This is a genomic window from Croceicoccus gelatinilyticus, from assembly GCF_018398395.1.
In the GTDB taxonomy this organism is placed as follows: Bacteria; Pseudomonadota; Alphaproteobacteria; order Sphingomonadales; family Sphingomonadaceae; genus Croceicoccus; species Croceicoccus gelatinilyticus.
On the sequence record NZ_JAHCBF010000001.1, the window covers coordinates 582314 to 605532 of the forward strand.

Consider the following 23219-nt stretch of genomic DNA (forward strand, 5'->3'; position numbering starts at 1 on the left):
CCTACGTCTGCATTTCGAGCAGCTTGCTCATGCGGCGGCGTGCCTTGATGGCCACGCCGTCGGTTTGGAGCAGCAATGGCTTGAGCGCAAACAGGTCCGTCTCTCCGTCCATGTAGGTCTGGCACAGCTCGATCATAGGGCCATCCTCGTCCACGAGCGTCTGGCGCACGATGCCGATCACGCGGTCGGCTGCCTCCTCGTCCTCGATGTTGGTGTCCCAGCCGATAGCCACGAAATAGTGGCAGCTGTGTTCATCAATGGGCGTGATGAGATGCACGACGATCATTCTCGCGGGCTTCTCGTCTTGGCCGGCCCGTGTCAGGTCAAGCCTCAGGTCGAGGTTCGACGGGGCATACCAGGTGATCCATGAATGCAGATCCGCCAGACCGTAATCCACGATCGGATCCCACAAGGGCGGTTGCGGCTTCTGACGCATCATCTGATGGGCGGTGAGGCTCGTCTCCGTCTCCTCGAACCATACTTCCTGCAGCGGCACTTCGTCGCTTTCGCCGGGTTTGCCCGTCAGGCTGACGGACCAGCGTTCCGCGGCGCTTTTCCCAAAAACGGTTTCCGGATGCAGGAATTGCGCGTGCGTCAGATCGAGCAGGTTGTCGACGACAAGCATGTAATTGCCCTCGATCGAATGATGTTCGGTTCGTGAAGCGAACATGTCCTTTTCAACGAGGAACGAGGTGTCGAGAATCCCGTCCGTGTTGGCCTTGTCCGGGTCGCCAATCCAGATCCAGATCGTACCATTCCGTTCTTCGACCCGGAAGGAATCCGTATGATGACCGGGCGGCACCTGTCCGCTGCCATGCGGGTTGAGAACGCACGTGCCGGTCCCGTCGAAACGCAGCCCGTGGTAAGGGCATTCGATGGCATCGCCTTTCACTTTGCCCTTATGCAAAGGGGCGAAGCGATGCGGGCACCGGTCTGAAAGAGCCTGTACAGCGCCATGGCTATCGCGGAACAGCACGATGTCTTGCCCCATGATCTTGCGGTGCAGGGGAGTGTTGGTCACGTCCGTGGTCCAGCCAGCACAGTACCAGCTATTCTTCATCATGGTGGTCATCGGCCTCTCCTTTTGCTCTTTTTCTGCTACGCCTATGAACGATAAGGATGAGCCGGAAAATCGTTCAAATGGACCACTGTGCCCTACATGCCCCTACCGCCGACCTGCTTGGCGACGTCCTTCTCGGTCTGCACGATGCGGCACGAACACCTGATCTAGTGGCATTTCAGACGTCTGCCCTCGACCAGATCAGGCGACTGGTATCCTTCGATGCAAGCATTTGGGGGATCGGTACGGTCTCAAAGGGAAGGACGCTGGTAAGCGCGGCGCATGTCACGAACATGAGCGATGAGGCCGTCGCCATTCTGAACCGGGAAGATGCCAGGAACCTGGTAGGCAAGGTGATGCGCGAACAGCCGGGGCGGGCGCATGTCTTTTCATCCTCAGAGACATTCAAGGACGCGCCGACCCGGGCGCTATGGTCACAACTGGGCGGGGTGAGACAGGTCCTGTGTCACGGCACACTCAACAGTCAGGCTGGGCTGCTCGGTTTCTTTGCCCTTAGCCGGTATGGCGAAGAGCCATTTTCCGCCAACGACGCGCGCTGGATTGAGGTTATTGCACCGCATCTTGAGGCGACGCTCCAGATTTGCCGCGTATCAGAGCTTCAGCAGGTGTCTGACGACAGTGCGAACGAGGGGGAGCGCGGCCCGCGTTTTCGCGCGGCGGTTTGCGACGCGCGCGGCGTCCTTCACGTCGCCGAACCCGGCTTTGCCGAAGCGCTGCAACAGGAATGGCCACAGTGGCGCGGACCGGAGCTTCCCGTCGAAATCGCGCAGCAAGTGCTCGAGGCCGGGCGGCGAGATTTCCGTAAAGGTCGGCTGGAGATTGAGGTTACAGGATCGGCCCAACAGCGGATCGTGAGAGTTGCTGCCTTTTCCGTTATCAACATCCTGACCAGGCAAGAACGCTGTGTCGCGAAAGCCTATGCCAAGGGGATGTCGCACAAGGACGTCGCGAAGATGATGCAGCGATCACCTGCGACCGTCAGGCACCATTTGCGCAACATCTATGCTAAGCTGGAAATTCACGACAAGGCTCAGCTCGCCGGTGCTATTTTCGGCGAGTGAGGCGCGTTTGCCCTAATCCGAACGCCTTACTTCAGGTCCGTTCTGATGATCAGGTCAGCGAAGGCACGACACCGCCCTCGACCTTTACCGCCGCGCCGTTTGTTGCGGAGGCGAGGGGGCTCGCGATGTAGGCGGCCATATCGGCAACCTCTTCAGGCTTGATGAAGCGTTCGATCAGCGACGTCGGCTTGATCTGGCGGAAAAACTCGCGCTCACGCTCCTCATCGGTTTCCGCCTCGCCAAGGTCGAGACTGCGCAGGAAAGCCAAGGCGCCTTCCGACCAGGTCGGTCCCGGCAGGATGGAGTTGACCGTCACCTGCGTGCCCTTCGTCATCTCGGCAAGACCGCGAGACACGGCAAGCTGGGCGGCCTTGGTCATGCCGTAGTGCAGTGTGCTTGGCGGCACGAGGATCGCACTTTCGGAGGAAATGAAGATGATGCGTCCGCGCCCTGCATCAAGCATTCGGCGCAGATAGTGGCGGCACAGGCGGACGCCGCCGAGCACGTTGGTTTCGAAGATGTCGAGCCATTCGGCATCCGTGATGTCGAAGAACTCGCGCGGAGGATATACGCCCAGATTGTTGATGACGATGTCGGCGTCCGGCAGTTCGGAGACGATCGTATCGGCACCTTCCGCGGTGCCTGCATCCGCGACGATCGCTTGTACCGAACCCAGCTCCGTAATCTCGGCAGCAGCGGCTTCAAGCTTTTGCGCATCTCGACCCGTGATGAAGACCCTCGCGCCTTCGCTGGCAAATCGCTTGGCGGTCGCCAGCCCGATGCCCGCGCTGCCCGCGGTGATCAGTACGGTCTTGTCCTTCAATTGCATATCCATCGCCGAATTTCCTTGTGATCTATTTAGGACGCGGGCTTCAGGCCACCATCAGCACCCGGCCGAAAGGGTGGCCTTCGGCAACATGCCGGTGTGCTTCAACGGCATCGCGGAGCGCGAACACACGATCGATCGGCATGCGATAGGTTCCGTCCAGCAGCTTTGCCATGATCATGTCGATCAGGGCACGCACCCGGTCCGTATGCATCTCCTGCCCCAGCGAAACGCCATAGACGTTCAGCATTTCGCCGATCAGTTCGAAGAAGCTGAAGGAAGGCACTTCCCCGGTCGAAGCGCCGACCGCGCCATAGCGGCCGTGCGGGCGCAGGGCCTTGACCAGCAGGTCCTTTCCTTTGCCGCCTGCCAGATCCAGCGCCACGTCGACGCCGCGTCCGCCTGTGAGTTCCAGGCATCGTTCCGCTATGTCCTGCGTCTTGTAATTGATCCCGTGGTCAAGGCCGTATTGGCGCAGCGTTTCCAGCCTCTCGTCGCTCGAAGAAGTGCCGATGACGATGGCACCGGCTTCCTTTGCGATCTGGAGGGCTGCGATCCCCACGCCACGCCGTGATCGAACAGCGCCGCGAAGCGTTTCTCGAAGATTTTGCCAGGCACATGGATGGGGTCGCAGGGGGATCGCCACGTGAAGTCGTGGGGGCGTACATCGGCTTCCCGTTCGAACGCTTCCATGAAGACGAGTGGCACGATTACGTTCGCGTCCTCGCCAAATCGGCGAACGCCTATGACCTGCCTGCGGTCCGCAGCAATCTCATGAAATTCGACCCGATGCCGAGACGTGTGCAGCAAATGCTGCACGATGTAAGCGGAATAGACGACCAGGCCTTTCTGCGGCGCATCGTGCTTTATGCCGAGTCTACGGTCACAACTCTTTTCATCAGCGATTTCCTGATCGATCGCCGGGTTGGTCCTGCGATGGACGCTTACGCGGAGAAGGTTGTCGCCGAGCTGACTTCGATCATGTCGAGCGCCCTGACATCGGAGCGCCCGGCCTGACCCGGAGTGGATGGCAGCATTCGGAATTTCCGAACGCACCAGGTAGAGAATCGGCCGACCGGGCAGGGGGCGAATGCCAGGATCGTCACATCAATCATCCGGATCGAGCAGATGCGCGTTCTTTGCAAAAGTATCGATCAGGGCGTCCATCGTAACGCGCATTCTTGGCATCTTGCGAAGGTCGGAATGGATGCCCAACCAAATCTCGCGCTTGATAACGGGCAGGTCCGGCCTGACGCGCACCAGTCGCGGATCGTGGTCGGCGCGGAATCGGGGCAACAGTCCGATCCCGCCACCATTGCAGACTGCCTGATACTGTACGTCGCGGTTATTCGATCGGATGCTCGGCACGCTTTCGCGAAAGGTCTGCTCCAGAAGTTTCGCCTCGGGCAAGTGCGACTGATCGTGCAGCACGGTGACGTAACGACGCGAGACTTCTTCCGGATCGGCATTTGCTGCCTGATAGGCGGCCAAGGCCAAGGAGCCGATCTTGCGCTCGACCACCATGCCGCCTTCGAACCGGCGCATGCGAATGGCAATATCGGCCTCGCGGCGTGAGAGGCTGAGCGACTGGGTGGCGGGCACCAGTTCGAAGGCCATGCCCGGATGATCGCGCTGAAGATCGATCAGGCAAGGGGCCACGAATTGCCCCGCCAGCGTCTCCACCGTGGTCAGCCGTACCAGTCCGTCCAGCTGAACATTGCTGCTGTTGATGAGGAGTTCTGCGGCAAGCGCTTCCTCTTCCATGGTCTCGGCACGAGCGAGGACTTGTTCTCCCAGCGCCGTCAAGACGAAACCTTCAGGCGTCCGGACCAGCAAGCGTGTGCCGGTCGTCTCTTCCAGCGAGGCAAGACGACGCCCCATAGTGGGTTGCGTAACGCCCAATGCGCGCGCCGCTGCGGACAAGGTGCCGTGCCGCGCGATGGCAAGGAAGTTTTGCAGATCGTCCCACGTCACAGATTTGTTCCCATGCAGAAACGCATAGGCAATATTACGATTTCGCCAATTCCGAAAGAATTCCGTGGGCCTAAATGACCCTTAACGAAATTCTGGAGGTGACAAATGTCTCGCAACTATAACGTCGCAGTCCTCGTCGGCAGCCTGCGCAAGGATTCCTACACGCGTAAGCTGGCTCAGGTGATTGTCGCACAAGCGCCCGCCAACCTGTCGTTCAACTTCGTCGAGATTGGCGACTTGCCGCTCTACAACGAAGATCTCGACACTGACACGCCGCCCGCGGCCTGGGTGCGTTATCGCGAAGAGATGAATGCGGCCGATGCCGTCCTGTTTGTGACGCCGGAATACAACCGCTCTGTCCCCGGCGCCTTGAAGAACGCCATCGACGTCGGCTCGCGCCCTTACGGTGAAGGCGTATTCAAAGGTAAGCCTGCCGCCGTGGTCACCGGATCGCCCGGCGGCATGGCCGGTTTCGGAGCCAATCACCACCTGCGCCAGTCGCTGGTCTTCCTGGACATGTATGCCATGGCCCAGCCGGAGGCGTACATTGGCGGTATGTGGGACCTGTTCGACGACAACGGCGAGCTGGCCAACGAAGATACCCGCGCCTTCCTGCGCACGATCGCCGAAAGCTTCGCCGACTGGATAGAGCGCACAGTCGCTCCTGCCGTGGAGTAAGGCCGGTGGAAACGATGCCCACCCTGTTCATCGGGCATGGCAGCCCGATGAATGCCTTGGAGACCAACGCCTATACCGAGGCATGGAAAGCCATGGGCGAGACACTGCCGCGCCCGCGCGCGGTGCTCGTGATCTCGGCGCACTGGTTTATCGGATCTACCGTGGTGACGGCCATGCCCGATCCTCGGACGATCCATGACTTCTACGGCTTTCCTCAGGCGTTGTTCGACGTGCAATATCCCGCACCTGGCGATCCGCATCTGGCCGAAGAAGTGGCTGAATTGGCCAAACCCGACTGGGTTGGTGGAGACAAGGACCAGTGGGGTATCGACCACGGTACCTGGAGCGTACTGACGCACATGTACCCCAACGCCGACGTGCCTGTGGTGCAGCTGTCGCTCAACTCGCTCAAGCCGCTGGACTACCATGTGAAGCTGGCGGCACGACTGGCCGACCTGCGGAATCAGGGCGTGCTGATCCTTGCCAGCGGCAACGTGGTGCATAACCTGCGCCTGCTCGACTGGAACAGGCCGGATGGTGCCTTCGACTGGGCTCAACGGTTCGATGAAGCGGCAGAGGAATTGCTGACCAACAATCCCGGCGACGTGCTGAAACTGGTGGAGCATCCGGACTATCCCCGGGCCGTGCCCAGTCCCGATCATTTCCTACCGCTACTCTACACCGCAGGGCTTGCTGCCGGGAACGGGCCGCTCAAGGCTTTCGTCAAGGGAACCACCTTCGGCTCGATCTCGATGACCAGCTACAGTTCGGGCCCGGTCGTCTGACCGCCTGACCCAATCGCCATTCCAACTCTCGTCAACGGACGCTTCGTCCGGCGTTGGCGGCTGCCCAAAGGATTCCGAAATGACACTCAAGATTGATACTTACGTCCCCGAAAACGGCATCTTCCCGATCGCCTCGACCCTTGTTTACGGCGAGAATGAAGCCGTTCTGATCAATGCCCAGTTCCAAGCATCGAAAGCGCGTGAACTGGCGGAGCGGATCAAGGCGACCGGCAAGACGCTGACGACGATCTTCGTTTCGCACAGCGACCCGGACTACTACTTCGCGCTCGACACTCTGCTTGGCGAGTTTCCCGGCGTTCGCGTGGTTGCTACGCCGCAGACGGCTTGGCTGATCGACGCGACAAAGGTCGACAAGCTTGCCGTCTGGCAGGAGCAGCTGGGCGAAGATGCACCGCAGGACCTAATTACGCCCGACGCGCTTACCGGCCCACTGGAAGTCGAAGGCGAAGTGATCGAGGTGCATCAGGCGCAGGATGATCCAGCGCACATCTTCCTCTGGATCCCCTCGCTCAAGACGATGCTGGGCGGTGTGTCCGTCTTTACCGGGGCCCACCCGTGGATGGCAGACACGACGGACCTTGCCGGTGTGGACCAGTGGATCGCACGGCTGGAAGAGATCGCGGCGCTGGCCCCTGAAAAGGTGATCGGCGGCCACATTATCGGCGAATTTTCCGACGCAACGGACGTCGTGTCCTTCCTGATCGGCTACCTGAAGGACTGGCGCGCCGCTGCGGCCGCTGCGCAGTCGTCTGGCGACATCATCGATCCGGTGAAGGCCAAGTACCCGGACCTGCCCGTCACCGACTTTCTCGAAACCGGGGCAAAGGCGTTCACCGGCGAGATCCCGTGGGAAGTCGCAGAACTTTACCCGATGGTCGGGCGCACGGCCAAGGTGGACTTCGACGCGTTTGCCTTTGCGCTCGATTTCAAGACCCACCGCGAGATGACATTCAAGGACCTGACCGGCGCATTTGGCGGCCTCTCCGACACGGTGAACTACACCGCCGTCGCCATCCGTCCGGGTGTCTTCATGGTCTACTGGTCAGAGCCGAACAGCACCCGCGCCAACGTCACTCACGTGCAGGATGTGGCCAAGGGCGTGGTCTACACCAACATTGCCGGTGCTGATGGCTCCTTCACCAACCTCAAGGGCGAATTGAGCGTGATCGCCTGATCGCACTCCCGATTACTGGAAGGAGAAATTTCATGACTTCGACGAACAATTTTCTCGCAGGCAAGGCAGCCCTAGTCACAGGCGGCGGCGCAGGTCTCGGCCGCTCTATCGCGCTGCATTATGCAAAGGCCGGGGCGAAGGTAGTGGTGGCTGACCTTGACGACGAGGGTGGGGCGGAAACCGTACGGCAAATCTCTGATGCCGGGGGTGAGGCGCTGTTCCAGCACACGGACGTATCCTCCGACAGCGACGCCCGCGCACTGGTCGCCAAGGTGCAGTCGGCCTATGGCAAGCTCGATATCGCATGCAACAATGCTGGGGTGGCACCGCCTGCCACGCCGATGGCGGATATCGACGACAAGCTTTGGCGGCGGATCATGTCGATCAATCTTGACGGCGTGTTCTATGGCATTCGTGCCCAGATCCCCGCGCTGATCGACAACGGCGGCGGGCTGATCGTCAATATCGCGTCCATCCTCGGGCAGGTCGGCTTTCCCGGCATGGCACCTTACGTGGCGACGAAGCACGCGGTGGTCGGGCTGACCAAGCAGGTAGCCGTCGACTATGCCGACAAGGGCGTGCGGGCGATTGCCGTGGGGCCGGCTTTCATCAAGACCGGGATGGAAGACAACCTCGACCCGAAATCGCGTGAGGCACTGGAATCAGCGCACCCCATTGGCCGTATGGGTGAACCGGAAGAAGTCGGTTCGGTCGTAGCCATGGTTTCCGCGCCGAACTGGACTTTCGTCAACGGCGCTTATCTTCCAATCGACGGCGGTTATCTGAGCCGCTGACCTTCTGGCGTATTCCAAAATAGCGTGGGTGATCGTGCAGGCCGGTCTGGCTCCGCACGATCATCACCACGGCGAAATTCAGATTGCTCCGTTGACGGGTTTCCTACTGGCAATTCACCGACCTCATATAACCGACTGGCGATCAAGTCCTTGATCTGGAACGCTCTGTCATCATGCCGTCACGGCACCCTGCATGAAGGCCCGTGCGCTTTTCTCGTGCCTAAACACTGCTGCGCGAGACCGGCCACCTGAATCCAGTCCGATCCCGGAGCCGATTTTTCATGCGTTTCAAAATTCCGTTTCTGCTCGCCTCGGCGGCATGTTTTTCGCTTGCTACGAACATCGCGGCACCAGCGGCTGCGAATGAAGAACTGCCGCGCTCCGCAGGAACGCCTTATGCGGCAAAGGGCGTTCCTGACCGGATCATGTTGACGCCGGCCGCTGACCCTGCGCGCGCCATGGCAGTTTCATGGCGTACCGATGCAAGGCAGCAGGCGACTGAAGCGCAGATCACTGTCGCGGTGGATGGTCCGACTCTGGGCCATGGCGCGCAGTCGATCGTCGGTGCGCCCGGCATCACGAAAAACAGCGCCAACGGTCCGGCAATCTATCACAAGGTTCGGTTCGACAACCTGACACCCGACACGGTCTATGCCTACCGCCTGAAAGGCAGTGCAGGCTGGAGTGAGTGGCTGCAATTTCGCACTGCCGCGGCCACGCCTGAGCCCTTTCGTTTCCTTTACCTTGGCGATGTGCAGAACGGGATACTGACTTACGCAAGCCGGGTCATAAGACAGGCCTTTCGTTCGAACGGAGAAATCGAGCTGGTGCTTCTTGCCGGCGATCTGGTCTCGCAACGCGATGATCTCGACCATGATGACGAATGGGGCGAATTCAACGAGGCGGGAGGCTACAACTGGAGCATCGCGCCGCAGATACCGGCGACAGGCAACCATGAATATATAGACGTCGAGCTAGCCGATGGATCGGAAAGCCGAAAGCTGGGCCCTTATTGGCCGCTGCAGTTCGCGCTTCCGGACAATGGCGCCGATGGGGTCAAGGCGACGACCTATTTCGTAGACTATCAGGGTGTGCGGTTCATCGTGCTTGACGGTACGTCGGCAATCGACCTTGGCACAATGGAAGAGCAGACCCGTTGGCTCGACAAGACGCTGGCGTCGAGCGCGGCAAACTGGAACGTCGTGCTGTTCCACCAGCCGGTATTCACCTGCGCGCGGCCGGATGACACTTCGGAAGTGAAGGCGGCGTGGAAGCCGGTCTTCGAAAGCCGCAAGGTCGATCTTGTCCTTCAAGGGCACGATCACTGCTACAGCCGATTGACTAGTGAGGCGGGCAAGGAAGCTTCGGCCCGGATGCGCGCAGACGGCAAAGTCCAGGGGCCGGTCTATCTCGTCTCTGTCACCGGGTCGAAGATGTACCGCCTGAATGATCGAGCGGACACGCAGCCGGACCGCGTGGCCGAAGCGACCGAACTTTACCAGATCGTCGATGTCGACGGTGATACGCTCCGTTTCCGGACTTACACGGCCTCGGGCAGCTTGTACGACGGCTTCGACCTTAATCGCGGAAAAGACGGAAACCGCTTGTCCGAGATCGACGAGCCGACAATTGCAGAGCGGATTTGTCGAGGTGATACCGGGCCCGATGGTGGACCCTGCGTTGCGCGCGCCAAGTGAGGGTAGGGGAGGCTGCGATGAGCCGCATGGCTACGCATCGGGACATTTGCTTCGTCCCGGTCAACCGCCAATCGGATGATTTCCGAGCAGTGGATTGCGGCGTGCCCATTCCTCGATCGAGGTCAGCTTGGCTGGAAGGAGCTTCAGCACCGGCTCCATGTCGACGCGAAAGGGCTTCTCGGGGCTCTGGTTATACCATTCGTAGATACGGCGCAGTTCCGTCATCAGGCGCTCAGCCTCAAGCGTGGCGATGCCGCTGAAGGCGCGGCGCATACCTTCGCAAAACTCCGGTATCGGCTGACTGCGCCAGTCGAGCTTTCGGCCCCAGCCTTGCGAGAGGCGTGCGGTAAGGTCCGGCAGGCGAACCGTCTCCGGTCCGCCGACGGGAATGGATTTTCCGGAAAGGTCGCTCCGGCCAATGGCGGCGATCATGAGGCGGGCCAAATCTTCATGACAGATCCAGCTGACTTCGAGGTCGGGCGCGTGCGGATAGCTGACTACACCGCGCTCGACGATCGAGGGCCATGCCCAGCGTTGGCGCAAGTTGTCGAGATAGACGACAGGCTCGATGCTGACAGTATCCACCCCGCTTTCGAACAAGCGGGCGCGCATGTCGTGGCGTGCATCCTGTGCGGCAAATCCGCGCTTTTCCGCGGGTACTGGCATGGAGGTGTTGGAGACGATTTGTTCGACACCGGCCGAGTTTGCCGCCCGACCAATGCGGGACGCTGCCTCGATCAGGCCGGATGCTTCCTGAAACGACGTCGAGGGCAAGTTCACGAAAATCGCAGTGCAGCCTTGGAAGTTGCGAAAAAGTCCCGCTTCGTCGCCAAGGTCGACGGCCGTTCCCGCGACAGGGCCAAGGGGAGTCGCAACCGCGCCGCCCGATCGGCTCAGCGCGAGTACGTCGTGACCGGCCGAGACCAGTTCCCTGACCTGTGCTGCCCCTTGCACGCCGGTCGCACCGATCACGGCAATCTTGCCGGTCATCAGGACTTTCCGGCCTTGGCCAGAAGCGCCTCAAGCCTGTCGATCTGCGCTGCAAGCCTCGACGCCTCGTTCGGACTGGAATCCGGCTTTGGCGTGGGGATCCGGATCCCGCCCAGCAGCAGGTCGACGTATGCTGCAACTTCGTTGCCGATGTCGAGCGGACGGCCGGCAAAGATCGTGCGCATCGCGATGTGTTCCAAGCCGCCGAACAGGGCGTCGCGGACCATAGCAGGGTTCACCTCTGCGCGCACTTCGCCTCGCTCGATACCGGCCTGGACTGCGTCGACAACCGTCTTCGCAAAGTCGTGATTGATCTTGTGCAGCTGCGTGCCGCGATAGTCGGTCCAGCGGATTTCGCGGTAAAAGATCGTATGGAGCCGCGGAGTGGACTCAAGGCCGCGGAGGAACTGCAGTCCGATCGTGACAAGCTGCGCGTGAAGGTCCGCGATCGAACGCATGTCCTCGTTCAAACGGGCCACAAAGGGCTTTGCCCATTGGGCAAAGACTTCGCTGAGCAGTGCCTGCTTGCTCTCAAAATACTTGTAGATCGTCGCTTCGGACACGCCTGCGCGCTTGGCGATCTGCGCCATCGCGAGGTCGGCCGTTCCCTCTTCCTCAAGCAACTGGGTCGCGGCATCGAGGATTTCCTGAGGACGTGCGCTCTTACGGCGGTGCCATGCGGCACGAGGCTTTTCGTCAGGGGCGTTGGGGGCAGGGGGCTTGCTCATCTTTCCGGAACAGGTCTGTGATCTTGGTGTAAATTAATCAAGCCGCCCCGATGATTGCTTCCGGGTCGGGCCACTATCATCTCCGACATCAGGCTGGCAGCCCGGCCGCGTGGCGTCCTGCCGCATAACCGAAGGTCATGGCGGGGCCCAGTGTCGCCCCGGCACCGGGATAGGCGCCTGCGAATACGCTCTTCTGATCATTGCCCACGGCATAAAGCCCTTCGATGGGTGAGCCGTCGGCACGCAGCACGCGAGCGTGTAGGTCAGTGTTGAGGCCCGCAAATGTCCCGATCAGGCCGCTTTCGATCTTCACGGCGTAGAATGGACCCTTTTCCAGCGGACCAAGGCAATTGTTCGGGCCATGCTCCGGATCGCCCTGATAGCGGTCATATTCGCGGTCACCGCGTCCGAAGTTGGGATCGACCCCATTGCGCGCATTCCGATTGAAATTGGCGACCGTGTCTTCCAGCGCGTCGGCGTTGATGCCGCAGACTTCGGCAAGTTCGAGCAAACTGTCAGCCCGCTTCAGGTATCCGCTTCGGATATGCTGCCCGTGCGGGATCGGGAACGGGCGCGCCATGCCGATACCCCATTTCTTCACCGCAGCAGCATCCCCGATCAGCCATGCTTCGGCCCGTGATTTGCCTTCGCAAGCCTTGATCAGACGCGGCACGAAGTCGTGGTACGAACTGCTTTCATCGCAAAAGCGCGTGCCATCGGCGGTAACCGAAATGAAGCCGGGCTTCTGGCGGTCGATCAGGTGCGGCCATACGCCGGAGAAATCGGTGCTGCCGGGGAGGACAGAAACCGGCATCCACGCAGCCGGATGCGCTACCTCGTTGCTGAACACGCCGCCTGCGCTTTCGGCCAGGCGCGTGCCGTCGCCGGTATTGCCCGGATGAGCGGGGTTGCGATGATCGGCATTCCCGGCGGGCGCAGGGAAAGCTTCCGCCCGTCTTTTGGCATCCTGCGGGAACCCGCCGCATGCCAGTACTACGCCCTTGCGTACATTGACGCGCACGATGCCTTCGGCCGTTTCGATTTCCGCGGCGATGATACGCCCGTCTTCGCCGATCAGGCGCTTTAGCGGCGAATTGAGCCACATTGGCGTTTCCATGTCGAACAGCGTGCGCGCAAGGCGCGCGACCAACGCCCGTCCGCGTACGACTTGCTGCCCTTCGCCGTATCGCACGACATCGAGGAAATGTTTTGCCAGTTTTCGCGCGACAAAGCCGGCAGCCTTGATCGAGCGGCCAGCCTTCATAAACTCGATCATTTCTACGCCCGACCCTACGGCGAAACCGAGGAAAAGGGTCTGAGGCAGCTGATTTTTCAGATGGGGAAGGTGGTCGCCCATCTGCCGCGCTTCGTAATCGACAGTGCCGATCGAGCGTACGCTGGAGGAGTGTTCGCTTTCGGAATGGTAGTCGGGATAGTCCATCCCGTAGAATTTCACTTCGGTTTCATCCTCCAGAAAACGCACCATGCGTGGCGCGACATCCAAATATGTCTCGAGCCGTTCGCGGTCGATGTAGTTGCCGGTCTCCTCAATCAGATAGGCCCGCGCATTGTCGATCGAGTCTGCCCTGCCGACGGCTTTCTGTATGGCCGTCGAATGGTGGTTGCCCGGAACCCACAGGACACCGCCCGACGTTGCGGTGGTTCCGCCGAACACGCTCTCTTTCTCGACGACCAAGACGTCCAGATTTGCCTTTCGCGCTGCGACGGCAGCGGTGAGTCCGCTGGCTCCTGTCCCCGCAACAAGTAGGTCGACCGTAATTTCTTTCATGCCCTCTCTCCCTCGGAAATGCTTACCGGATTCGCGCAGATTCTTAAATGATTATGGCTTACTATTAGACTTCATACGCGACTTTCCGTCCCGTTCTCATCATGGGCCAGATCGTGATCCGGTCAAACAAAAAGTCACACATGAATGTTTTTCTTGCTTTGACGAGGAAAGCGTATCAGAAGGCTTTCTGCAGATTCTGAGCCGGACGCCTGATCTGAAAAAAGACGTTCGCCAGATGATAGCTGGGAAAAATTCAAGCCTCATATTCCACAAATCCGGAAATGAGACTTGCTTACGAAGGCGGGGTGATGCCCGCTCGGAGAGGGGAGAGACATGAGTTTCAATCACTGGAAAACCGCGTCGCGCGCTGCGCTGGTCGCATCGATCTCGGCAATCGCCTTTGCTGCGCCTGCCCACGCACAGGACGCGATGGGCGAAACGGCCGAGGTTCAGCGCGAGGGCGGACTTACCGAGATCATCGTCACGGCGCGCAAGCGCCAGGAGTCGGCACAGGACATTCCCGTCGCGGTAACGGCCTTCGCGCCCGAACAGATCGAGCGGTATGATATTTCCAGTGTGGAACGCATTGCCGCCTCCACCCCGAACCTCCAGGTCGGCAAGGCGACGACCGGTTCGGGCGCGCAGATAACGCTTCGCGGCATCGGTACCCCGGCCAGCGCGCTGGGCATCGAAAGCTCGACCGCGGTCATCGTTGACGGCGTCTATTACGGCAACGGCCGTATCCTCAACGAAGGCTTCTTCGACCTTGCTCGCATCGAGGTTCTGAAAGGCCCGCAGGCGCTGTTCTTCGGCAAGAACGCGACGGCAGGCGTCATCTCGATCACGACTGCCGACCCGACCGACTATTTTGAGGGTTCGACCCGCGTCGGATACGAGATCAAGGGCAAGCGCGCCTTTATCGAGCAGATCATCTCCGGCCCGCTGAGCGACACGCTTTCGGCCCGTGTCGCGCTACGCGGTGCGAAGATGTGGGGCGGCTATACCCGCAACTATGCGACCGACCTGCCGCTGACTTTCACCGATCTCGACACCGGCACGACGTTCGACACCGTTGCCACGGCGGTGGCGGACAAGACGCCGCAGGAAAAGGAACTGCTGGGCCGAGCCTCGCTGAAGTGGGAGCCGACCAGCGACCTCACCAGCGTGACGAAAATGTCGATGGGCTGGAACCGCGCGAACGATCCGGGCTGGAACAATGTCATCTTCGCCTGCGACGGCGGCAATTCGACGCTGATGCCCGACGTCCCGTGCGAACGTAAGTGGTATTCCTATCACAACAACGCACCCGAAGAAGTCGGCGCGGTGTTCCCCTATGCCTATGATGGCGGCAATGTCGGCGCGACCTACAAGTCGTTCCAGGTCACCAACAACACCAACTATGATCTTGGCGATGTCGTTCTGACGGCGGTGCTGAACTACCAGAACCAGCGCAATCGCTGGTTCTCCGACTCCGATTATCAGCAGCGTGTGACCCAGATTTTCGTGGGCAGCTATGAAAAGTGGAAGGCCTTCAGTGGCGAATTCCGCGCCCAGACGCAGTATGACGGCCCGCTCAACGCGATGGTCGGGGTGCTCTACCAGGATTCAAAGCTGCTTGCCGACCAGAACGTGTTCTTCGGCAACGTCCAGAAGAGCAATGAGGATCCGATCAATCAGTTCATGGCGTTCAGCAAGATTTCCACTACCGATGGCGAGACGATCTCTCCCTTCGCGCAGGTGGTCTGGAACGTGGTCCCCTCGGTCGAGCTTTCGGGCGGTGTTCGCTATACGCACGAAACGAAGGACAGCTACTTCGAACATCCCTTCATCCGGCCGGGCATTCCCTATCGCGAGAACGACCCGATCAACACGAAGCAGACGTTCACCGACTGGACCCCGGAAATTACGGTTGCCTACAAACCGTCCCGCGCGCTCAACATCTATGCGGGCTACAAGGCCGGCTACAAGTCGGGCGGCTTCTCGAACGAGAGCACGTATACCAACGCCAGCGTTGCCGGTGACCTCGACTTCGAGCCGGAACGCGCCAAGGGGTTCGAAGGCGGCATCAAGACCACGCTGGCCGACAACCAGCTGCGTCTCGACCTCGCGCTCTATAGCTACAAGTACATCAACCTGCAGGTCGACTTCTTCGAAGCGCAGTCATTCCGCTTCGTGACGACCAACGCCGGTTCGGCCCGTACCAAGGGTGTCGAACTGTCGGGCGAATTTGCTCCGCACGCAGCGCCCGGCCTGTCGGTGCGCGGGTCGATCAACTACAACGATGCGCACTACATCGAGTTCATCGCACCTTGCGTCACCGGCCAGACCCCCGCGCAGGGCTGCAACCTCACCAGCAACCCGTTCGGCGGCCTGCTTGGGCAGGATCTTGGCGGCGTGACGATGGCGATGGCGCCCAAATGGACCGGTTCGCTGGGCTTTGCGTATGAAACCGATGTGTCGGACGGCATGTCGATCGGCATCAGCAGCGATGCGCGCTACTCCAGTTCGTACAACGCATCGCCGTTCGCCAACCCGATCGCGACGCAGGGCGAGTACGTCAATCTCGACGCCAGCCTGTTCCTGAAGAGCGATGCGGGCTGGGAACTGGGTCTGATCGGCAAGAACCTGACCAACCAGTTCGTCGTCTCGGGCGCGCTTGATGCGCCGTCGACGGGTTCGGGAACGGGCACCGATGCCGGCCGCCTTGCCGACCAGCGCGGCTATGCCAACACACCGCGCACGGTGCAGCTGCAGCTGACGTATCGGTACTGATCCGGGCCGTTACTGACTTGGAGCGCTATTGAGCGTTAGGGCTCCTCACTGTTGGGCGCAGGTGTTTCCAATCCGCCTGCGCCCTTCCTTTTTTGGCAATAAGTCAGGACCGCGCGGGCAACCGCCCTTCGAGATAGGCGTCGAGCGTCTCATGGAAATGTCGGATGCGGCTTTCCATGTAGGTCGCAAGCTGGACCGTCCCGGTGCCCGATGCCTTCAGCCCGGTCTGCACGTGCGGCATGTTCGCCATGTCCTGATCGATCACCGGCCCCAGCGCGGGCAGTTCGGTCGCGTTCGACCACGGCTCGTCCTCGCCCAGCCAGTGGACCGGTACACCGCGGGGCTTGGCCGCGCCTTCCTTTACCGGCTTCAGGATCATCACTTCCATGATGCAGCTGTCGACATCGCGCCCGTTGGGCCGCCAGCGATAGACGATGTTCGGCACGAACCCGCCCCACGGCGCAAAGTTGGGAAAGACGTTGTAGACGATGGCGTCGAGCATTTCGGCATCGGTCGCTTCGTCCAGATCGCTGCGCGTGGCGCGCGCCATGCTGCTGCGCGCCGTCTCGCCCAGGATTTCGCGCGGGGGCAGCGCGTCGGCATCGATGCCCTCGGGCACGTCCCGCCCCCACAGGCCGAACATACCTTCCAGCACTTCCCCGTCGCTCGGCCTTTCGCGCAAGTGCGGGCTCGGCTCGCCGAAGGCGGCAAGGTTGCGGTTCACGTGCGGGCCATAGACGTCGTATTCGGAGCCAACGTCGGAAAAGAACGGCAGGATCTGCGGGTGGGTCGCGATGACGTGATAGCTTTCCATGAAAGCTTCCTGCGCGACCTTCCAGTTGCACGGGATCACACGGGCGACGTGCGCGGCCTTCCAACGGTCCTCCAGCCCCCAGCGCTCGAAATGTTCGGGCAGTACGCCAAGGTATTCCTCCAGCGACGGAGCATCGGCGTCGAAGTTCACGAAGACGAACCCGCCCCAGCGGCCCACGCGGATCACCGGCAAGTGCAGGTCGTCATCCGACAGTGCGGCGAATTCCTGGCGGCAGGGCACCGACCGGATCGACCCGTCGAGGTTCCAGCTCCACCCGTGAAAGCCGCAGCGCATGTTCTCCACCCGCCCGCTTTCGTCCATCAGCTTGCGCCCGCGGTGGAGGCAGGAATTCGGGAACGCCTCGATCGTGTCGGGCCCGCTGCGCACGACAAGGACCGAACGGTCGATGATGTCATAGACGTGGACGTCGCCGACTTCGGGAATGTCCTCTTCCCGGCAGGCCATCTGCCAGACTTTCGACCACATCATCCCGGCTTCGCGGTCGAAGAAAGACTGGTCGATGTAACGCTCCGCCCCGATCGGCGCGCTGCCGAAATCGTGGCGATGTTCGTCGCGAAGGACATCGGGCGCGGTGCGGCTGTCGCTGTCGAGCAGTTGGCGGTAAGTGGTGACCATGACGCGCGCTCCTCAGTGGCTCTCGATCCACGGGTCGAGCACGCGGTCGAGCTTCAGCCCGTCCGGCACGGCATCGCCCATCAGGCGGTCGAGCTCCATGTGCCAGGCATAGATGCGCCGCTCCTGGTAAGAGAGGGTGAGCCCCTCGAACCCCTTGGCCTCGACCGATTTCTGGATCGACGGCGCGAACTGGGTGTCCTCTTCAAGGATACGGACGAGGTTCGAAATACGCGTCGGCCACATCTCGTGCCCTTCCGATCCTTCGGGCCCGAACCAGTGAACGTCGACGATCATCGAACGGTCGTCCTTCGGCCAGAAAGTCAGGAACGGCATGCCCGTCGTCGAAGGCGGCGTCACGAGGTTGGGGAAGATGTTGTAGGACGGGTTCTGCTCGAAAATATCCTCGGCCCCTTCGATCTCGGGCATTCCGCGCGCGCCCGGATCGCGCCAGTCGGGATCGCGGTGCGCGGTCGTCATCATCGAATGGCCCCGCTCCCACAGGTTCATGAACGAAGACCGGCTATCGAGGAAGCGGTCCACCGTGTTCGGGTGGATCGATTTGAGGTGATAGGTTTCGAGGAAGGCGTCGATCAGGACCTTGACCTGGCAGTCGATGACGAAGCTGTCCGACTGGATGTGGCGCAAGTGTTCGACACCCAGGTTCGACCAGTCGTCGACGATGCCGCCGAGGAAATCCATGAGCGGTTCGGCATCGGGGTTCTCGTTCACGAAGACCCAGTTGCCCCACGTTTCGCAGCGCACTTTCTTCAGCCCGTGGCACGACTTGTCGAAGTCGGGGAAGTCGCGCATCTCGCGCACGGCATTGAGGTTGCCGGCAAGGTCGTAGGTCCAGCCGTGATAGCGGCAGAAAAACCCCTGCGTCGCCCCCTCGGCCTTTTCGACCAGCGGCGCGCCGCGGTGGCTGCAACTGTTATAAAAGGCGCGGATCTCGTTGTCCTTGCCGCGCACGATGACGATCGGCGAACCCGTCCTGTCCCACAGGCGATAGTCGCCCGGGTTCGGCAGTTCGTCGACGTGAAGCGCATAGAGCCACACGTTTTGCCAGAGATAGGTCTTCTCCAGCGCGAGGAAATCGGGGTCGGTGTAGCGCGCCGCCGGGATCATCGGCAGGCGCGGGAAAGCGTCGGGCGGTGCCTTGCGCGCCTTTTCCGCGGCCATGCCCTCATACAGCGTCATCTCGAATGCGGTGTCCATCGGCTCTCTCCGGTTTCTCGTTTCGCCGGTTTCCTAGCCGCTCGATGCGCGGTTCGACTTGATCGGCGTCAAGAAACCTGCAAAAAACATTCGTGAATGATTTTTATATAGATGGTGTGGATAACGGTCGGGAAGGGGGCCATCCGCCTCATCGAATAACAAGCGTCTTATAAAATATGCGGGAGAAGATCGATGAAGCTGCTGGAACCGATTCGCCTCGGATCGAAGGACGTCCGCAACCGGGTCGTCTCGACCGCTCACGCCGCCTATCTCGATTTCTTCCAGCCCGGTTCCACCGGCGAACGCTACATGGCCTATCAGGAACGACGCGCGCGTGGCGGTGCGGGGATGATCATCCTGACCGCGATGCACGTTCATGAAAGCAGCGGGCTGCTCAATCATTTCAACTACGAGGAAAAGGACATCGCGGCCAAGTTCCGCCAGCTGTCCTCACGCGTGCACGAACACGGTACGACCGCGATCTCGCAGCTGTTCCACTACGGCATGCAGTCGATCTCTTCGGTGCGGCCCGACCTGCACCCGCTCTGGGGCTGGTCCGCACGGGTGAATACCGAGGGCGAAATCGGCCATGCGATGACGGATGAGGAAGTCGAGCTGGTCATCGACGCCTTTTGCCGCACCGCCCTGATCGCGGTCGAGAACGGGATGGACGGCGTCGAGCTTCACGGCACGCACGGCTACCTGATCCAGCAGAGCTTCACGCCTATGTTCAACCAGCGCACCGACCGCTGGGGCGACCCGCTGGCCTTCACGACCGAACTCGCGCGCCGCGTGCGGGCGACAATCGGGCCCGACAAGGTCATGGGTTTCCGCACTTCGGCCGATGATCTCGTGCCGCCGGAAAAGGGCGGGGTCGGCCCCGACAAGTGCCGCGAATACACAGCCGAATTCGTGAAGACCGGCGCCTTCGACTACCTCAACCATTCCGAAGGGCAGGGCGGTTCTCACTATGCGCTGGCGATCGGGTCCTATCGTCACAAGTTCGGCGAATGGCTGCCGCTGACCCGCAAGCTGCGCGAGGCGATTGGGGCGAGCATCCCCGTGCTTGGCGTAGGCAAGATCCCGACGCCCGACCTTGCCGAAGGCGCGCTGCAGAACGGCGACTGCGACATGGTCGGCATGACCCGCGCGCAGATTTCGGACCCCGACCTCGTAAGGAAGCTGATGGAGGGCAAGGCGTCGAAGATCAGGACCTGCACCGGCGCAAACCAGGGCTGCATCGATCGCGCGCGCTATCCGATCACCTGCTTCCAGAACCCCGAGGTCGGCGAGGAAAACCGCCTGCGCGACATGGATGCGGTGCCCACAACGCCCAAGAAGCTGCTCGTCATCGGTGGCGGCCCCGCGGGCATGAAAGCCGCCGAAATCGCCGCTCGCCGCGGCCATAGCGTGACGTTGGCCGAAGCAGGCTCGATCCTTGGCGGAAGGCTCAACATGGTCGGCACAATGGGGGCGGCCAGCAACCTGCTTTCGGCGACCGCGTGGATCGAGCAGGAACTGGAAGAGCTTCCCGTCCGAGTGCAGCTTCAGACCACGGTGGACGAGGCTTACCTGCGCGCGCTCGCCCCCGAAGCGATCGTGCTCGCAACCGGAAGCACGCCGCAAAGCGCGCTTTCGTGCGAAGACGACGGTTCGATCGTCGTGGTCTCTTCTGACGAGGCGGCCAAGGGAGAGTTCGAGGGGCAGAAGTTCGACATGGCCGGAACCCGCGCGCTGATGATCGACCTTCGCGGCAATTACGAATCCGCGCTGGTGCTGGAATCGATGGTCGAACGCGGCGTTACCGTCACCGTCGTCACGCCCTTCCAGGTTTTTGGCCCGAACCTCGGCTTCACTCACATGAACGACCTTCTCGCCCGCTTGCTGCGCAAGGGCACGACTCTGCTGCCGCTGACAAAACTGGCCAAGGTTGCAGACGGCGTCGCCACCTTGCGCCATACGGTTTCGGGACATGAGAGCGAGGAGGAGTTCGACTTCATCGTATCGGGCGCGCCGCCGCGGGCGAGCGACGATCTGCGCGCGCTTTGCGAGAGCCTTGCCCCGACCTACCTTGCCGGCGACGTCATCTCGCCGCGATCGGCGCTCGAAGCCATTCGCGAGGGCGACCGCGTCGCGCGCAAAGTCTAGCTATGGTCGGGAATATGGGTCGCAAGCGCCCGGCTCAGCGCGTCTCGCTGGCTGGCCGCATCCCAGCGTTCGGGATCGAATACCGCTTGCACCGCGATGCCGTAAAGCGCTGCGACAATGCCTCTCGCCACGGACATGCGGGCCTCGTCACTCGTGCCTTCGGGCAGGATGTCGGCGGTGGCAAGATGGGCGTTCACCGCCGCCACGATCTCGCGGTTGCGGGCCTTTTGCTCCGCTTTCAAAACCGGATCGCAAAGCGCCTCCGACCAGAAAGCGATGTAGATCAGCCAGTCTTCGCGCTGTTCGGCATTCAACGGCAGGATCGCCTCAAGCTGGCCGACAAATCCGCCACTCGCATTCTCCTCGCGCCTGCGCCGGACGCGCGCGACGGAGTGGCGATAGGTCGCCAGCAGGATCTCGGCCTTGTTCTTGAAATAGTGGGTCACCGCCGTCGTGCTGCAATCGAGCCTTGCCGCAAGCGCCCGGACCGTCACCGCGTCGAGCCCGCCTTCGCAGATCAGCGCGTGCGCGGCCTCGGTAACTTCGCGCATTCGCTCGATGGGATCGACTTCAACCGGCATTTGCCCCCGAATTCCTGCAACCTTGATCGGTTTTGCAAGACTAGGAGCAATTTCGCGCCCGAGGAAGTAGGGTGCGCCACAAACGACGCCGAAAAGGCGCGCATACAAATAAATACGAGGGAGCAGGCATGACGACGAAAAAGCCAATCGGGGCGCCCGCGCCGCGTCAGGAAGGGGCGGGATGGGGTGCATGGGCCATGGTCGTGGTCCTGACGCTTGCTTATACCGTCAGCTTCATCGACCGGCAGGTGCTGAACCTGCTTGTCGAGCCATTGAAGGCGGAATTCGACCTTTCGGATACGAGATTGAGCCTCTTGCAGGGTCTGGCCTTCACGTCGGCCTATATCGTCTTCAGCCCTATTTTCGGGCGCATGGCCGATACCTCGAACCGCCGGAACATCGTGCTTGGCGGTGTTGCCGTATGGAGCATCTTCACCGCCCTGTGCGGGCTTGCGCGCAACTACTGGCAGATGTTTGGCGCGCGCGTTGGGGTCGGTGCGGCAGAGGCCAGCCTGACGCCAGCAGCATGGTCGATGATTGCCGATCGCTTTCCGCCGCATCTTTTGCCGAGGGCGATGTCGATCCTCCTGATGGGGCCTTACATCGGGGGCGGTCTCGCCCTGATTTTTGGCGGGTTGCTGCTGGAATTTGCGGAAACGAACAGGTTCGGCTCGCTGGAAGCATGGCAAGTCGTGTTCATAGCCGCAGCCGTGCCCGGTATTCTGATCTGCGCGATCCTTTTCCTTGTGCCCGAACCTGCTCGCAGCACGGACGCCGGAGGCGCGGCAGAAGCCGCCATGCCCTTGGCCGAGGTCTGGCGCGGATTTTCTGCACGCGGGAAATTCTATTTCAATTTCTACGCTGGGATGAGCGGGATCGTCATCGCGCTCTATGCCTTTCCGGCGTGGATGCCCGCCGTTCTGATGCGCAAGTTCGGGGCAGAGGCGGCCTCGGTTGGCCTGCACTACGGCACGCTGGTGCTGATTGGCGGGTCGCTGGGCGTTCTGGCCGGACCCACCCTCGGCAGGATCATGGAGAGAAAGGGTCTTCAGGGAAGCCTGATGATCGTCCCGCTCCTCGGGGCGAGTGCGATTTTCCTGCTCTCCATCGGCCTGGCATTGGCAGGTTCATACGAGGCGGGCCTGATCTTCGGAGGCCTTGCCAGTTTTGCCTATTCGCTGCCTATGGCTGCTGCATCGGGAGCATTGCAGATCGTCACTCCCAACCGCATGCGCGGCATGGCGAGCGCTATCTACGTGTTCATCGTGTCGGTTATCGGACTGGGAGCCGCGCCGACGATCGTGGCGCTGATTACGGACCTCGTGATCGGAGACGAAGCGCGCGTCGACCAGTCTTTGGCGATCACTTGCGCAGGATCGGCGCTGGTTTCGCTCATCCTCCTGCGCAACGCACGTCGCGCCTATATCAGGCTCGTGGCGGAAGGTTGAACGTTTA

The 23219-nt window shown here is 61.2% G+C and carries 20 protein-coding genes; 10 read left to right on the forward strand and 10 right to left on the reverse strand.

What is annotated here, in order from left to right; genetic code table 11:
- Position 1: 1 nt before the first annotated feature.
- Positions 2-1072 (reverse strand): aromatic ring-hydroxylating oxygenase subunit alpha, encoded by a 1071-nt coding sequence (locus KIH45_RS03035; RefSeq protein ID WP_213174487.1) that lies wholly within the window; start codon positions 1070-1072, stop codon positions 2-4.
- Between the two features lie 47 nt (positions 1073-1119).
- Here KIH45_RS03035 and KIH45_RS03040 point away from each other — a divergent pair, with 47 nt between their 5' ends.
- Positions 1120-2142, forward strand: a complete 1023-nt coding sequence (locus KIH45_RS03040; protein ID WP_213174488.1) for a helix-turn-helix transcriptional regulator — start codon at positions 1120-1122, stop codon at positions 2140-2142.
- 49 nt (positions 2143-2191) lie between these two features.
- On the opposite strand, the gene KIH45_RS03045 is transcribed toward KIH45_RS03040, so the two are convergent.
- Together KIH45_RS03045 and KIH45_RS03050 are read right to left on the reverse strand one after the other, a co-directional pair.
- Complete coding sequence (locus KIH45_RS03045) at positions 2192-2977, reverse strand: SDR family NAD(P)-dependent oxidoreductase (RefSeq protein WP_213174489.1); 786 nt, start codon at positions 2975-2977, stop codon at positions 2192-2194.
- A gap of 37 nt (positions 2978-3014) precedes the next feature.
- Positions 3015-3530 (reverse strand): quinone oxidoreductase family protein, encoded by a 516-nt coding sequence (locus KIH45_RS03050; protein ID WP_337925390.1) that lies wholly within the window; start codon positions 3528-3530, stop codon positions 3015-3017.
- 8 nt (positions 3531-3538) lie between these two features.
- Between KIH45_RS03050 and KIH45_RS19060 the strand changes: the two genes are divergently transcribed.
- A complete protein-coding gene (locus tag KIH45_RS19060) occupies positions 3539-3985 on the forward strand; it encodes a hypothetical protein (protein ID WP_225899666.1) in 447 nt (148 codons plus the stop codon).
- A gap of 90 nt (positions 3986-4075) precedes the next feature.
- Here the strand turns inward: KIH45_RS19060 and KIH45_RS03055 are convergent, their stop codons facing one another.
- Complete coding sequence (locus tag KIH45_RS03055; protein ID WP_213174490.1) at positions 4076-4942, reverse strand: LysR family transcriptional regulator; 867 nt, start codon at positions 4940-4942, stop codon at positions 4076-4078.
- A gap of 105 nt (positions 4943-5047) precedes the next feature.
- Between KIH45_RS03055 and KIH45_RS03060 the strand changes: the two genes are divergently transcribed.
- The 5 genes from KIH45_RS03060 (at position 5048) to KIH45_RS03080 (ending at position 10091) form a co-directional block, all read left to right on the forward strand.
- On the forward strand, positions 5048-5620 hold the full coding sequence (locus KIH45_RS03060; protein ID WP_213174491.1) for an NADPH-dependent FMN reductase: 573 nt from the start codon (positions 5048-5050) through the stop codon (positions 5618-5620).
- A gap of 14 nt (positions 5621-5634) precedes the next feature.
- Positions 5635-6405, forward strand: a complete 771-nt coding sequence (gene ygiD, locus KIH45_RS03065; RefSeq protein WP_213174684.1) for a 4,5-DOPA-extradiol-dioxygenase — start codon at positions 5635-5637, stop codon at positions 6403-6405.
- Positions 6406-6484: 79 nt separating this feature from the next.
- Positions 6485-7600 (forward strand): MBL fold metallo-hydrolase, encoded by a 1116-nt coding sequence (locus tag KIH45_RS03070; protein WP_213174492.1) that lies wholly within the window; start codon positions 6485-6487, stop codon positions 7598-7600.
- 32 nt (positions 7601-7632) lie between these two features.
- On the forward strand, positions 7633-8394 hold the full coding sequence (locus KIH45_RS03075; protein ID WP_213174493.1) for an SDR family NAD(P)-dependent oxidoreductase: 762 nt from the start codon (positions 7633-7635) through the stop codon (positions 8392-8394).
- Positions 8395-8675: 281 nt separating this feature from the next.
- Complete coding sequence (locus KIH45_RS03080) at positions 8676-10091, forward strand: purple acid phosphatase family protein (protein WP_213174494.1); 1416 nt, start codon at positions 8676-8678, stop codon at positions 10089-10091.
- Positions 10092-10151: 60 nt separating this feature from the next.
- Here the strand turns inward: KIH45_RS03080 and KIH45_RS03085 are convergent, their stop codons facing one another.
- The 3 genes from KIH45_RS03085 to KIH45_RS03095 all read right to left on the reverse strand — a co-directional run bounded on the left by KIH45_RS03085 (position 10152) and on the right by KIH45_RS03095 (position 13598).
- Positions 10152-11081 carry an SDR family oxidoreductase gene (locus KIH45_RS03085; protein WP_213174495.1) on the reverse strand — a complete coding sequence of 310 codons (930 nt, stop codon included), beginning with the start codon at positions 11079-11081 and terminating at the stop codon, positions 10152-10154.
- Positions 11081-11809: a TetR/AcrR family transcriptional regulator gene (locus tag KIH45_RS03090; protein WP_213174496.1), complete on the reverse strand. Its 729-nt coding sequence runs from the start codon at positions 11807-11809 to the stop codon at positions 11081-11083. Before KIH45_RS03090 ends, KIH45_RS03085 begins: the two co-directional genes overlap by 1 nt.
- A gap of 88 nt (positions 11810-11897) precedes the next feature.
- Positions 11898-13598 carry an FAD-dependent oxidoreductase gene (locus KIH45_RS03095; RefSeq protein ID WP_213174497.1) on the reverse strand — a complete coding sequence of 567 codons (1701 nt, stop codon included), beginning with the start codon at positions 13596-13598 and terminating at the stop codon, positions 11898-11900.
- 333 nt (positions 13599-13931) lie between these two features.
- Between KIH45_RS03095 and KIH45_RS03100 the strand changes: the two genes are divergently transcribed.
- On the forward strand, positions 13932-16370 hold the full coding sequence (locus KIH45_RS03100) for a TonB-dependent receptor (RefSeq protein WP_213174498.1): 2439 nt from the start codon (positions 13932-13934) through the stop codon (positions 16368-16370).
- A gap of 103 nt (positions 16371-16473) precedes the next feature.
- Here KIH45_RS03100 and KIH45_RS03105 read toward each other — a convergent pair whose 3' ends face one another.
- A complete protein-coding gene (locus KIH45_RS03105; RefSeq protein ID WP_213174499.1) occupies positions 16474-17820 on the reverse strand; it encodes an aromatic ring-hydroxylating oxygenase subunit alpha in 1347 nt (448 codons plus the stop codon).
- Between the two features lie 12 nt (positions 17821-17832).
- Positions 17833-19035 carry an aromatic ring-hydroxylating oxygenase subunit alpha gene (locus KIH45_RS03110; RefSeq protein ID WP_225899595.1) on the reverse strand — a complete coding sequence of 401 codons (1203 nt, stop codon included), beginning with the start codon at positions 19033-19035 and terminating at the stop codon, positions 17833-17835.
- Positions 19036-19227: 192 nt separating this feature from the next.
- On the opposite strand from KIH45_RS03110, the gene KIH45_RS03115 reads away from it, so the two are divergent.
- Entirely contained in the window at positions 19228-21183 is a 1956-nt protein-coding gene (locus KIH45_RS03115) for an oxidoreductase (protein WP_213174500.1), read from the forward strand.
- Here the strand turns inward: KIH45_RS03115 and KIH45_RS03120 are convergent.
- The gene (locus KIH45_RS03120; RefSeq protein ID WP_213174501.1) at positions 21180-21764 is read right to left on the reverse strand and encodes a TetR/AcrR family transcriptional regulator; all 585 of its coding nucleotides are present in this window, start codon (positions 21762-21764) and stop codon (positions 21180-21182) included. The two genes, KIH45_RS03115 and KIH45_RS03120, sit on opposite strands and share 4 nt — an antisense overlap.
- A gap of 128 nt (positions 21765-21892) precedes the next feature.
- On the opposite strand from KIH45_RS03120, the gene KIH45_RS03125 reads away from it, so the two are divergent.
- Positions 21893-23212, forward strand: a complete 1320-nt coding sequence (locus KIH45_RS03125; protein ID WP_213174502.1) for a spinster family MFS transporter — start codon at positions 21893-21895, stop codon at positions 23210-23212.
- The last annotated feature ends 7 nt before the right edge of the window (positions 23213-23219 follow it).